Annotated in this window: 9 protein-coding genes; 3 read left to right on the forward strand and 6 right to left on the reverse strand. The window is 54.3% G+C overall.

What is annotated here, in order from left to right:
- Positions 1-6 precede the first annotated feature (6 nt).
- The 5 genes from tsaE to AC6ESO_RS19070 form a co-directional block, all read right to left on the reverse strand.
- Entirely contained in the window at positions 7-489 is a 483-nt protein-coding gene (tsaE, locus tag AC6ESO_RS19050) for a tRNA (adenosine(37)-N6)-threonylcarbamoyltransferase complex ATPase subunit type 1 TsaE (protein WP_494820873.1), read from the reverse strand.
- A 13-nt stretch (positions 490-502) separates the two neighbouring features.
- The gene (thiL, locus tag AC6ESO_RS19055) at positions 503-1,675 is read right to left on the reverse strand and encodes a thiamine-phosphate kinase (RefSeq protein ID WP_497093008.1); all 1,173 of its coding nucleotides are present in this window, start codon (positions 1,673-1,675) and stop codon (positions 503-505) included.
- A 147-nt stretch (positions 1,676-1,822) separates the two neighbouring features.
- Positions 1,823-2,689, reverse strand: coding sequence for a YitT family protein (locus AC6ESO_RS19060; protein ID WP_497092731.1), 867 nt, complete (start codon positions 2,687-2,689; stop codon positions 1,823-1,825).
- Positions 2,690-2,924: 235 nt separating this feature from the next.
- The gene (locus AC6ESO_RS19065) at positions 2,925-3,113 is read right to left on the reverse strand and encodes an H-type small acid-soluble spore protein (RefSeq protein ID WP_090984223.1); all 189 of its coding nucleotides are present in this window, start codon (positions 3,111-3,113) and stop codon (positions 2,925-2,927) included.
- A 3-nt stretch (positions 3,114-3,116) separates the two neighbouring features.
- Positions 3,117-3,302 carry a hypothetical protein gene (locus AC6ESO_RS19070; RefSeq protein ID WP_497092732.1) on the reverse strand — a complete coding sequence of 62 codons (186 nt, stop codon included), beginning with the start codon at positions 3,300-3,302 and terminating at the stop codon, positions 3,117-3,119.
- A gap of 134 nt (positions 3,303-3,436) precedes the next feature.
- Between AC6ESO_RS19070 and ku the strand changes: the two genes are divergently transcribed.
- From ku to ligD, 3 genes are read left to right on the forward strand one after another with little or no spacing between them, the layout of a single operon-like run.
- Positions 3,437-4,378, forward strand: coding sequence for a non-homologous end joining protein Ku (gene ku / locus AC6ESO_RS19075; RefSeq protein ID WP_497092733.1), 942 nt, complete (start codon positions 3,437-3,439; stop codon positions 4,376-4,378).
- Positions 4,379-4,381: 3 nt separating this feature from the next.
- Complete coding sequence (locus AC6ESO_RS19080; protein ID WP_497092734.1) at positions 4,382-5,434, forward strand: ATP-dependent DNA ligase; 1,053 nt, start codon at positions 4,382-4,384, stop codon at positions 5,432-5,434.
- Positions 5,431-6,330, forward strand: a complete 900-nt coding sequence (ligD, locus tag AC6ESO_RS19085; RefSeq protein ID WP_497092735.1) for a non-homologous end-joining DNA ligase — start codon at positions 5,431-5,433, stop codon at positions 6,328-6,330. The genes AC6ESO_RS19080 and ligD overlap by 4 nt, the downstream gene beginning before the upstream one ends.
- Positions 6,331-6,405: 75 nt before the next feature.
- On the opposite strand, the gene AC6ESO_RS19090 is transcribed toward ligD, so the two are convergent.
- A complete protein-coding gene (locus AC6ESO_RS19090; protein WP_497092736.1) occupies positions 6,406-13,233 on the reverse strand; it encodes a LamG-like jellyroll fold domain-containing protein in 6,828 nt (2,275 codons plus the stop codon).
- Positions 13,234-13,849 lie beyond the last annotated feature (616 nt).

Genomic DNA, 13,849 nt, shown 5'->3' on the forward strand with positions numbered 1-13,849 from the left:
GTACTCCTATCTATGATCAATTGCCTGTAATTGTTGACACCAAGCCACATACGGCGCGCCAATGCCTGTAATCGTAATGCGGCGCGCTTCACCGCCTAAGTGCGCAATGTAAAGCTGAAGCCGATCGGGAGGCAGCAGCGCCTCAATGAGGCTGGCCCACTCGACAATCGTGACACCTTCACCGAAAAAATAATCGTCCAAACCGAGCTCGTCCGCTTCTTGCTCGGATAGTCGGTACACATCCATATGATAAAGCGGCAATTGCGCCCCTTGATATTCTTTAATGATGGTAAACGTAGGACTGTTCACAACGCCCGGTACGCCGATTCCGGCTGCAAAAGCCTTTGAGAACCGCGTTTTGCCTGCTCCGAGGTCACCGTCTAGCGCCAGTACCGTTCCCGGAACCGCCAGCGCTGCAAGCTTCTCTGCCAATCGAACCGTATCTTCCTCGGTCTCTGCCGTCCAAATCAATTCGTAGCTTTCGTTCATGCTTCGGCCGCTCCTAATTCCCAAAATGATTATATCCGCGCTTCGCAATTGCTTCCCGCAGCACTTCATAGCGCCCCGTTCCGCGCCGATTGCCGCCTTCGCTGTTGGCGCTATTGCCGCCGTCTAGGTCGCGAATCAGCTCCACGCCTGCGCCGCCGGCTTCTACCTCGCCGATGATGAACATCGGCAGGCCGGCTTCGGCCAGCTCGGCTTTCGCTGCCCGCGCATCCGCGGCAGCTATCGTGCCGAGCAGCACGTAGTCTTCGCCGCCGTAGAGAATCCACTCCAGCGGATTCACGCCGCAGCCGTGCGCGTAAGCGGTCATGCTGCCGCTGCGCGGCAAGTCCGAGTCGCGGAGCACGATGGTTACGCCCGAAGCCCCGGCGATTTCCCAGGCTTCGCTGGCCAGTCCGTCGCTGACGTCATTCAGCGACGTCACGGTTCCGCGCGCGGCAAGCAGCAGCGCCGCGCGCACCGAAGGCGCCGGCCGGCGGTGCGCCTGCACCAGCGCCGCCGTGCCCGGCGCAGCCGCCACCGGCGGCGACATAGAGGCCGGCGGCGAGCCCGCGCCGCCGCCATTCGGCTGCGCCGCAGCCCCCGCGCGCGCAGCCGCGGCGGCGAGCAGCCCATGCAGACCGGCCGCGGCCATCCCCGCCGCTCCGGTCACGAACACGGCGTCGCCGGGCTGCGCGCCTGCCCGGCGAATCGCCTTGCCGGCCGGGGCGGTGCCCACGACCGTCACGGACACAACCAAGTGCAGCGGCGAACTCGTCGTATCGCCGCCAACTACCGCGACGCCGTAATGCTCGGCGCACGCGTAAAGCCCATCATAGAGCAGGCGCATACGTGCCGGCCCCCATGCCGGCGGCACGCTCACGGACACGAGCGCATGCCGGGGCACGCCCCCCATTGCCGCGATATCGCTGACGTTCGCGGCCAGCGCTTTCCAGCCGATGTCGGCCTCGCCCATCGTCGCGTCGTTGAAATGGACGGTCTCCACCATCGTGTCGACCGCGAGCAGCCATTCCAGACTGCCGCCATGCTCACCCGGCGGCAGCCCAACAATAGCCGCATCGTCGCCGATCCCAAGCACCACGCCTTGCTTCTCCGCCAGCGCGGACTGATGTTGGCGGTCATCCGTCCAATTTCGAATACGCTCAAACTCGTCCAGTTTCTCCGCCTCCAGTCGCCGGCCTCAGCCTTATTTTCACAGTTAGTTGTCCCTATTATATCGGTCAGCACAAAGACCCGCAACAAAAGCAGGCAAGGCCATGCTTGGTTGCACAGCCTTGCCTGTATGAATGTCTGCGAGCAGACCTGCTTGATTGCTTGGTTAGTGGATGGCTCGCTTCTTAAAGCGGCCGCCCTTCACGTCGTGAATGTTGCCAACCGCGAGGAAGGCTGTCGGATCGAGCTCTTGGACAATGGACTTCATCTTTGCTTCTTCCAGACGCGTAATGACGCAGAAGATCACACGCTTCGTGCCGCCGGAGAACGCTCCTTCGCCATGCAAATACGTAACGCCGCGACCGAGCCGGCTCATGATGGCATCGCCGATTTCCTTGGATTCCTTGCTAATAATCCAAACCGACTTCGATTGATCGATCCCCTCTAAGGTCACATCTATGACTTTAAAGGCAATGTAGTAGGCAATGAGTGAATACATCGCGCTATCCCACGAGAACACGAACCCTGCACTCGCCAAGATAAATAGATTGAAAAACATGACAATTTCGCCGACAGAGAATGGTGTTTTCTTCGTAAATAAGATGGCGATAATCTCCGTTCCATCGAGCGATCCCCCTGAACGGATAACCAAACCAACCCCGATGCCGAGAATGACGCCGCCGAATACCGGAGCCAAAAACGGGCTGTACGTTAAAGCTTTGACCGGATGAAGCAAGGTCGTGCCGATGGACATGACCACAACGCCATAGAGCGTTGATATCGCGAATGTTTTACCGATCTGTTTGTAACCTATGACTAGAAACGGCAAGTTGAACAAGAATAGAAATAGACCGAGCGGCAGGTTCGTCAGGTGCGCCACAATGATGGAAATACCGACTATTCCGCCATCAATAATGTTGTTTGGTACAAGAAAAATCTCAAGAGCTACGGAAACGAGCCCTGCACCGATGGTGAGTAATACAATCCGCAGCAGCAACTCCAGCTTGGTAAGCTTATAGTGCTGTTTCGCCATACTTTCCCCCCTCTACTGATAAAAACTTAAAAATCAAGCTTATTTATTCATTATACTCCAATTTAGCTCGATTTCCAAGAATAAGCACATCTTTTCGCCATTTATATTTCGTTATGTCTCGAAATCGTCAAATATCGAACGTTTTCACAATAATCTATTTATTAATAAAAAGGATAAGACCCTCGGTATCCAACATTTAGTCGGTGTCCGAGGGCCTGCTCTAAATTACCGCTTCCTATTCGTCGCCTTCTTCTTTCAAACGGTCGACCGAAACGGTTTGCGTATTGAGCGGGTCTGAACCCACTTGAACGGTTGCCATGCCATTGGCTTCGTCTACATTTTCAATCCACACCGGCTTATCGCCTAAATGAACGGCAAACGTGTCTTTCGAGCTGTAAATCTGCATTGCGCGTTTAGTATCCACTGCTTAATCCCTCGCTTCAGGCTCCATGGTATCCGTGGTGGACTCGGCAATTAACCCGTTGTTCAAGGTCACTTGCCCGCCGCCTAATCCTTCATTCACCATCCGGTCGATGTCCATAAAATAATCATCGCGGCCTTCATGCTGCTTATCGTTGCTGTTCCCAGTCGGGGAATTGCCCGCTTCGGTCATTCCATTTGCCTCCTTTAGATGATGATGTTGGCTCTTGCTACACGAAAATATGCCCGAACCAGCTTACTTTCATGCATTCGGGGAACAATGAACTTATAGGACTTTAATCCATTTTAATCTGAGGGGGAAATGAAATGCATACCGTATGGAAAGGGGCCATCAGCTTCGGTCTCGTGCATGTGCCTGTCAAAATGTTTTCAGCCACGGAGGATAAAGATATCTCTCTGAAAATGATTCACCGCGACTGCGGCAGCAACATCTCTTATATCCGCAAATGCCCGACCTGCGACGTTGAAGTCGATTGGGACGCGATCGTTAAAGGCTATGAATATGAGAAAGGCCGCTATGTGCTGTTTGAGAAGGACGAGCTGGAGTCGTTGTCCAGCGATGCGACTAAGACGATCACCATTCTGGATTTTGTCGCGCTGGAGGAGATTGACCCGATTTATTTTCAGAAAACCTACTATCTCTCTCCGGATCAGGCCGGCGGCAATGCCTATAACCTGCTAATGGAAGCGATGCGGCAGTCGGGGCGAATCGGGATTGCCAAAGTGTCGATCCGTTCCAAAAGCTCGCTTGCAGCCATTCGTATTATCGATGATTGTTTAGCGATGGAGACGATTTTCTATCCGGATGAAATTCGCTCCGTCGATCAGGTTCCGGGGCTGCCGGAAACCGTCAATGTGAACGAAAAGGAGCTCATGATGGCGCGCATGCTGATCGAGCAGCTCTCTACCCCGTTCGAGCCGGCCAAATATACCGATGATTATCGGGATCGCTTGATGGATCTCATCCAGCACAAAATCGCCGGCGAAGACGTACGCGTTGCGCCGGAGCAGCAGCGCACGAATGTGCTTGACCTCATGGCTGCGCTGCAAGCCAGCCTGGAGGCGGTTAAGCTGCCGCCGAATGCGCCCGGCGGCTTGGACACGAATACGGCCGGAGCCGGCGGGGTTGCGGCAGGTGCAGGCGATGCTGCCTCAAATCCTTCAGCTGCTGCCGATGGAGCCAGCGAGGTCGTGGCCAAAGTGAAAGCGCCGCGTGCACGCAAAACGAAGAAGGACACGGTGTCATAGGCGATGGAACAGCCGTGGTCCGAGGAATCGCTTCCTGATGTGAGCTTGCATCAGGAAGTTCATGATGAGCAGCCGCTGCCTTTGCCTGTTGAGCCCATGGCCCCGATCTCCGATGATGAGCTCCCAGTCGGCAGCGAATGGGGCTATCAGCTTAAATGGGACGGCGTGCGCATCCTTGCTCGATTGAATGGGCATGGGCAGGTGGAGATCTTTTCGCGCAAACTGTACTTGAAGAACAGTATTTATCCTGAAATCACGTCGCTGCTGGAGTCGAAAGCAGCGGCTCTGGGCCGATGCCTGCTGGATGGCGAAATCGTCTGGTGGGATGGCGTCCGGCCGAATTTTCAACATGTGCTGAAGAGGGAACGATCGCGCGGGCTCTTGAGACAGCCGCAACCGGAGGTTGTTGGCGGCAGTTCAACTATTGGGGCTGGTGGCGGTGCGGGTGCGCGAGGCGGGCTCGTATTGGTGTTGTTCGATATTCTCGCGGATGCCTCCGGCGATTTGCGTGACCTTCCATACGAGGAGCGCCATCGTCGGCTAACCGAGTTATGTCCATCTGACGATCCGCGCATGTTCGTGACGGATCTTTTTCAGGATGGTGCCGCGCTGTGGGAATGGGTGCAGACGAATAAATGGGAGGGCGTTGTCAGCAAACGGCTGAACAGCCCTTATCGAGAAGGCAAGAAACATCGCGACTGGCTGAAGAAGAAGATCGTCTTAGTCCTCGACGTCGATATAGTCGGACTCAAGTGGCGGGGCGGCATCGTCGCAAGTCTGGTCATGGAGCACGAGGGCTACTATCTGGGCAGTGTGTCGCTGGGGTTAAATGACGCGCTGCGCAGAGTGCTGGCCGCGACTTTTAAGCCGCAGCATTCGCACTTAGCCGTTGTCGCTTGTCCTTTCCCTGCGGTGCCGGAGGATCTGAAGCGCGAGGAGATTCAGTGGCTGTCGCTGCCGTTCAAATGCCGGGTTTCCGGCCTTGAGCTCACTACTGCCGGGCAGCTTCGCCATCCGAAGCTCGTGACGTTCCTGCCAAAGGAGCCGCTGTCATGAGCCGTTCTGTCAAAGGCACTGTTGTTGTTGACGGACAGGAGCTGACGGTCAGCAATCCCGAGAAGCTGTTTTGGCCGGAGATGGGGATTACGAAGGCGATATTTTTGCAGCGGCTTGCCGCTCTTTCACCATGGCTGCTGAAGCACTGCCAGGATCGGCTGCTGACGACCATTCGGTTCCCGGACGGGGTGAATGGGAAATCCTTTTATCAGAAAAACAGCCCTTCTCCTGCGCCGGCCTTTGTCGAAACCGTGACCCGGGAGAGCATTAACTACGTGAAGCTGACCTCCCTCCCGGTGCTGCTATGGCTCGGCAATTTGGCCTGTCTCGAATATCACGCTTCCTTCGACCGAGTGAGCAACCCGGAGCATCCGACGGAATGGGTGCTTGATCTGGATCCGACCCTTGAAGAGGAGCCGCGTATTATGGAAGCCGCACTGCTCGTCGGGGATCTGCTGCGCTCGCTCGGCATCTCCTCTGTGCCTAAGACGTCGGGTGCTACAGGTGTGCAGGTCATTATTCCGATCGTGCAGGATCTCACTTTCGATGAACTGCGCCGGATCGGTGAGTTTGTCGGCGCTTTTCTCTCTGACAAGCACCCCCGCCTATTCACCATCGAACGGCTGAAAAAGAACCGCGGCGACCTGATCTACATCGACTATCTGCAGCACTATCAGGGCAAAACCATCATCGCCCCCTACTCCCCGCGCGCCCGCCGAGCCGCCAGCGTATCCACACCGCTCCACTGGGACGAAGTGCGCCGTAACGTCGCGATCGCCGACTACAACCTGCTGAACATCGAGGCTCGGCTGCACAAGGAAGGCGACCTGCTGGACATGGTCGCCCCGCAGTCGCTCCGCTCGATCTTGCAGTTTATCGGCGGCGGGAAACGCTGAGCGGCTGAGTTATCCGAGATTGGATAACGAAATAAAAAACCGACTTGCACTCGCAAGTCGGTTTTTTGCTTATTCTTATAGGGAACTCTTCAGAGCTTCGATGCTTTGCAGCAACTGATCCGCGAAAGCAGCGTCGATCTTTTTGCCTTTCTCCTTGTTGATATCCTTTTCTATCTGTTTGAAATCTTTCGCGTCAAGCTTGCCATTTGCTTGAGCCTTTTGGATTTTGTCGATTTCCGATTGAAGAGACTTCGCGGTTTTGGCATCCGCGATCAAACCGCGGGTTTCCCCGAGAGAGATCACTTCGTCTAGTTGTGCGACTTCCATCGTGATTTCCAAGCTGAACGTCTTCGTCGTCTGATGACCGAGATTATCCGTCGCTGTAACAACGATTGGATACGTTCCAACCGCGAGGCCGAGCGGATTTACGGAAACCGTTCCGGATGTCGTCTTGCCGTTAAAGAATACGGTCAACGATTGCAAGCCGCTTCCGCTGTCGCTTGCGGAGAACGCAAGCGATACCGCTTCCGTTTGCAAGTACGACAGATCGCTCGGTGCAACGATTACCGGCGGCGTCGAATCAATGGTGATGAGGCTTTCGGCCGTTACGCCCGATCCGTCCTTCGCCGTGGCGACGACTTTGACTACGCCGTCAGCAACCGCAGTCAGTAGGCCGTTCGAGTCGATCGTCGCTTTGTTCGTTGCGTTGCCATTCGTGCCGACGACCGTCCAGGAGACGGATTTATCGGTCGCGTTGTCAGGCGTCACTGCGGCATTCATTTGCAGCGTGCCGCCGAGGCTCGAGATCGAGGAAGCGCCGTTCGCTCCTGTTACGGTAATGTCGGTAACGGCTACATCCGCTTGAACCAAGTCGGTTATCGCCGCCTGCAGTGCCGTAACCGCCGCATCAATCTGAGCTTGGGTCGCGGCGTTGTTTGACACAACAGCTATCGCAGCGTCTAAGGCTGTTTCTAAAGCTGCCCAACTCGCCTCCGTGTACTCGGCTTCAACAAGCGCACCGCCCTCGGCTATCAGCTGTTGCAGCGCGGAGGTATCCACAGTGACATTGCCTGGCTTATCGTCCGGGTTACCGATGACAGGAATATAAGTACTCTCGCTTGGCGCTGAGATCGTCATTGGCTCGGTGTAGCCGCAGATGCCCAAATACCCAGCATTCGGAAGATAATTGTTCTCGTCAATCCAACTTGCGACGATCGTGTCGCCCGCCTTGACTCGGATCCACACGCCATAGTCGGTGTTCACTGTACTAATTTTAACGAGTGTGTTTGTATACGCCGGTACAAAGCCTTTGTTGTCCGCCAGCGCCGATCTTCCGTCATCCGACAGAATGCTTGAACCGGGCTTCCAGAGTTCCGGCCAGTGCTGAATTTCAAAGGAGCCCTCCTTGAAGATAACGCTGTATTTCGTGCCGCTCCAAGGGTTGTTCAGCAGATCTACGTCGGTCGGAGCCCGCAGGGTAAAGTTAGGGAATGCCCCGGTGTTCATGCCGGACTCAAATCCAACCACGAACTCTGCATCGCCGAATTTTCTGCCTGTGTAACCTGCAGTTCCAGCCCCGACGGGGGTCAACTCGGTATCGTTATTCGCCCAGTTGATGGAAGTCCCTCCGGATTGCCAGTTGTTCTTATCCGCGATGACTGTGCCCATATCCACATATTCGGTCACGCGTCCGAGTTTGATGGAGGATTCAGTCGACAGGCCGAAGTAGCCTGGGGCGGAGACGTTTAAGTTATTTTCATCTCGAACGGAGAACAGCGTTTCGTTTCCGCTCTTTAGCGTCACGGTCACGCCGCCGTAGCCGCTTTCGTTGACGTCATCCCATACTGCGCCGGCCTTCAAGAGCCGGTCGTTAATGTCTACCGTCCACTGTCCCAATTGGAGACCCGATCCGTTGTAATAACGGGTCAGTGTGGCTGTCGTGCCTTGAATATCAATTTCATACCTGTTGGCAGCTCGCGTCGCTGCGGTTGCCCGGAGTATGATGTTCAGATCAAGATCGTCAAGATTTTCACTTTGATCCAATTTCAAATAGAAGTCCTTGTTACTGTACTTATCCTGGGTGTAGAACGCGGCGGCTGACTGGCCGGGCTGCGCTACCAGAGTGAGGCCGGACGTTTCGTCTTTTACAAACGACGATTGGTTGGCTGCAGTCCATTTGGAATTCTCAAACAACATATCGTCCACCAATGCCACTGGGGAATTAAGCATCGGGTACAGATCGTCGCTGATCGGTCCTTGATCCGGCGTAACGTCGGCACGCACAACCGAGAAGTCGTCTACCAGTGCCCGTGATCCGGTTGTTGTCTTTTTGGCGTAAACTGTGGCTGTTCCTGTCTCGTCAGCTGTAAATTTGATCGATACCGATCGCCATGCCGGCCGGTCCAATTCATCTTTGAGGTTAGTTGCACCGACGTTCACGCCTATTTCCGCCTTTTGCCCTTCGGCGCTGCTGCCGTTTCCCATACGAGCAAAGCCGCGCAGCACGTATTCCACTCCAGGCTCCAGACCTGTAATCTCCTGCTCTAGTCCAGTGTTCTGACCGGTCAGCTCCACGGCGTTCTGATCGCGGGCATGAGCATTGTCGGCAGATGAACCGGCTCTGACGAGCGATGCGCTTCCTGTCCCTGTCTTTTTCCAGTATGGCATCGAGCCCATGCTCGGGAAGTCTACGCGCGGCCACTCAAAACCGCTGTTGAACAGCAGATTTCTGTTCGCATAAGGCAGGAATTGCGGACCGCTGCTAACTTCTTCGGCCGTTACCGGAGTGCCCTTCAGACCCGCAGTCCAGGTATCTCCCGGCTGATAGGCGCCCATACCGACCGCACCGGAACCGGATTTCAAGGTAAAGTCTAACGCCGATGGGTTGTTGAACGTTGCAGTTCCATCAAGGTCGTCATTTGGTCTGCTGTAGTTGTCCAGCACTACCGCGCCAACGTTGACGTTGTCCGTACCCACACCGCGGGAATCCACAATGTTGTTCATAAAAACGTCCATGTACGCGTCGCCGGGCGAGTTCGTATAAATTTCAGGGTTCGAGTGACTGGTTGCTCCTTTGTATACCGTATTGTTGACCACGGATATAAACTCGGAGCTCGAGTTAATGAAAACAGCCGTCCATGGCAAATTCCAGAACACATTGCCGTATACCAGAGCGTTTTTGCAGCCCAGATCGAAGTACACGCCATTGGAAAATTCGCTGTGGGAATCATGGATTTTGTTGTGGTGAATTTGGCTGTTACCAAAATCGTTGTAAGCAAAATACATCAGACCTGCGTCGGTGCTGTGCCAGTTACCGTCATGGATATCGTTGTAGGAGATTTCGCTGGCATAGAAGCTGCCGCCGATCAGCGTGCCGCTGGCGTTATAGATCTGGTTGTGGCTGATCAAGTGGTTTATTCCCGAAATGGTAATCGAGAAGGTAAACAAGGTAGGGCCGGTAGTAGCGTCATGCAGCTTGCTATTGACGATCTTGTTGCCCTCGCCCTCGACGGTGACCAGCGCGCCGGCAGAATAAGCGATCTCGCTGTTGATCAAGGTATTGTTCTTTCCGCCCACGATGATGCCGCCTCGCTCACCCTGTGGGGACATAAATTCGGTAACGTACTTCGCCGTCATTTTATCGACTACATTGCTCACGCCGTTACGCATGGTCATGCTGCAGCCGTTCAGGTCAATACCTTCGATATGGATGTACTTACGGCTGGACAGATCCAAGCCCCATTCACGTGCCTTGTAACGAACATCCAGGTCGTTGGGGTTCATGCCTTTCGGGAGCTGTAGATACAGGGTTTCGCTATTCTGGTTATAGAACCACTCATATGGCGCGTCCAGAGCGGCCATCGCGTTTTGGATATAGTAATGGAAATCGTCGCCTGAGGCGTAGCCGGTTGGGCCCAGCTCGTAGAAGTTCATGTTCGCAAGATTAAGCCAGCCTGGCGTGGATGAGACGACTTCCCCACCGGATAGGTTCCATCCGCGGTTGTCCATGCCCACGATGGCTGCTCCGTCCCATGTACCGGCAGGTTGGTTCAGCTCGGGATCACGCAGCTTGCCCGTAGGGGTAGACCATCCCCCTGTGCTTGCGTTCTCGCCGTCGAACACATAAGTCAGCCAGTTTGGACGATAGTACGCGTCTTCCTTCGCAACGTTCGGATACCGTGAAGGAAGCATGGCTTCGCCATCCACAAAAATTTGATTGCGGTAATTGCCCATCGGCAAGCTAACGTTTACTTTCCAGAGGTTTGCATCATTCGCGTTATATTGCACCGCGCTCGGGTTTGACGCCGTCTGCCATGCCTCGGAAATCAGGTTCGCGCCGGAGATAACGACTTTCTCTCCGTTGTTTGTTTGATATGAAATGGGGTGATCAGCCGTGCCGTTGTACTTGGGACGTACGGATTCCTCATATACGCCCTCGTGAATGATTACTGTTTCGCCAGGCAGAAGAACATCGGCTGCCTTCTGAATCGTAAGGAAAGGTTCGGCCTCGGTGCCGGGGTTGCTGTCGCTGCCGGTCTTGGCCACATGATAGGTTTTGTCGCCTACCTGATTGGTGTCGGCTGGATCAGCCTGCTGGCCGGTGCCGTCTGTATTCGGCGCTCTGTTATATAGCGCTGCATGCGCGGCGGCGTCGAGAACGGAAGGGAACACGGACAGCTCATCCAGAAGTCCGGTATACGCGCTTTCATTATAGCCGCCCCCGCCGAACCATTTGTATGCTTGCAGATTAACCGGGAAAGTGGAGGTGTAGGTCTTTTCACCGATCAGACTGCCATCCAGATACAGAGCAACTGTTTTCTCCGTCGCGCTGAAGGAGAACGACAGATAGTGCCAGTTGCCGTCAGCCAGATTCGCTGCTGGCGCTGATAAGCTGCTATCCCAAGAGGAGCCATCCGATCCGTAAGATAAGAAGCTTATCTTGGTGTCTGTGTAATTGTTTTCACTGGTGCCCCATCCGATATTCCACCAGATTTCCCCATTATTTAGCCCCCAACTGCCATCGGAGCCGCCATAAGGCGGGGCTAACAACGAACTGGATGTTCCAGGGCTTGGAGCTCCAGGCTTAACCCAAACGCCCATAGAAAGATCATTTACATTCGCGAACTGTGCGCCGTAGTCGATTGTGAGCCCGCTCGCACCTCTGCTGTCAGTAGAGATCGCGGAAGTGTCGCCCCGGCCGTTGTGATCGTTATCCCACACATAGTTGTTCAATGTGGCCGTCAGACCGTCCGAAAGAGCGCTTGAGGTCAAACCATTCCCCTCATTGAAGGGGAAAAGGATCTCATCGTGTAAGGTATCGCCCGGATTGCCGCCAACGCTCGTATTAGGCGCTCTGTTATATAGCGCTTCATGCGCGCTGTCGCCCAGAACCGAAGGGAAAACGGACAGCTCATCCAGAAGACCCGTGTACGCGCTTCCATTATAGCCAGCCCCGCCGAACCATTTGTATGCTTGCAGATTAACAGGGAAGGTGGACGTGTAGGTCTTTTCACCGATCAGACTGCCGTCCAGATACAGAGCGACTGTTTTTGCCGTCGCGCTGAAGGAGAACGACAGGTAGTGCCAGTCGCCGTCGGCCAAATTCCCCGCTGGTGCCGAAAGGCTGCTTCCCCACTCAGAGCCATCCGATCCGTAAGATGTGAAGTTTATTGTTGTGTCATCGTAATTGTTTTCACTGGTGCCCCATCCGATATTCCACCAGATTTCTCCGGCGTTTAACCCCCAATTGCCTGTGGTACCGGCATAAGGTGGGGCCATTAAAGAACTGGATGTTCCAGGACTTGGAGCCGAGGGCTTAACCCAAACGCCCATGGTAAGCTCATTTACACTCGCGAACTCAGCACCGTAGTCGATTGTGAGCCCGTTCTTGCCTGTTTGGTCATTGGAGATTGCGGAAGTATTGCCCCGGCCGTTTTGACCCCACACATAGTTGTCCAATGTGGCCGTCAGACCGTCCGAAAGGGCGCTGGAGGTCGAACCATTACCCTCATTGAAAGGGAAAAGAATCTCGCCCTGAAGGGGATCGCCAGGGTCGCCCGGATTGCCGCCAACGCTAGTATTAGGCGCTCTGTTATATAGCGCTTCATGCGCGCTGTCGCCCAGAACCGAAGGGAAAACGGACAGCTCATCCAGAAGGCCGGTGTACGACTTATCCTGGTACCCATTCCCGCCGAACCATTTGTATGCTTGCAGATTGACAGGATATAGGGAACTATAATCTTTTTCGCCGATCAGATTGCCGTCCACATACAGCGCGATTGTTTTCGCCGTCGCACTTAAGGAGTACGCCAAATAGTGCCAGTTGCCGTCGGCCAGGTTCCCTGCTGGCGCTGAAATGCCGCCATCCCATTCGGAACCGTCCGATCCGTAAGATAACAAGCTTATACTTGTGTCAGCGAAGTTGTTTGCACTGGTGCCCCAGTTGATGCTCCACCAGATTTCTCCATTACTGAATCCCCAGTTGCCTGTAGTGCCGCCATAAGGCGGGGCCATCAAAGAACTGGTTTGTCCAGAATTGGGAGCTGAAGGCTTTACCCAAACGCCCATGGTAAGATCATTTACACTCGCGAACGGAGTGCCATAGTCGATTGTGAGCCCGTTCTTGCCTGTTTGGTCATTGGAGATTGCGGAAGTATTGCCCCGGCCGTTTTGATCCCACACATAGTTGTCTAATGCAGCTGTTAGACCGCCCGAATAGGCGCTTGAGGTCGAACCGCTACCCTCATTGAAGGGGAACAGGATCTCGCCTTGGAAGGGATCGCCGCCGGTAGGGGTATCGGCGAAAGCTGTCGCCGGTAGGAGTGTAATTACAACCATCAAAATGCTGAGAACCAAAGATGTCAGACGTGAAGCCAAGCGTGATGTCAGTTTGTGCTTGTTCATTTTCTCATCCCTTCTATGGTACATTTTGTGAGTCGATCATGGGTTATCATCATGGCAAAGGAATCATCATCTCCCATATTGAAATACTTTTTTGACGTGTTGCAAGATAGCTACTCTAGCTGTTCGCCCCAACTCCAAAAACAGGTGTCAAGATGCAGCGCTTATTCATTGTCAACTTGTATTTTAGTGTCAGCACTAAAAGGAGAAAATGAACTATTCTACGATTTTCGGACAAAACATGTTGAAGTCCCAAATTACGCCTCTTTCTTCCGATTGGAATGAGCAGCTAGCAAAAATAAAACGGCTGCCCCTTGTTCTGGCAGCCGTTCTGTATAGGGTTATAGTGGGTGCTGAGAGTTCGATTTCGAGACTCTCAGCTGCTTTTTCTCGCGGGTTCGCCTGCGAGAGTTCCATTCTGCGACTCTCACCGACAAGACTGGGCGAGATCAAGGGTTTTTCAATGCTGAGAGTTCGATTTCGAGATTCTCAGCTGCTTTTTCTCGCGGGTTCGCCTGCGAGAGTTCCATTCTGCGACTCTCACCGACAAGACTGGGCGAGATCAATGGTTTTTCGATGCTGAGAGTTCGATTTCGAGATTCTCAGCTGCTTTTTCTCG

It is taken from the genome of Paenibacillus rhizoryzae, assembly GCF_059686995.1.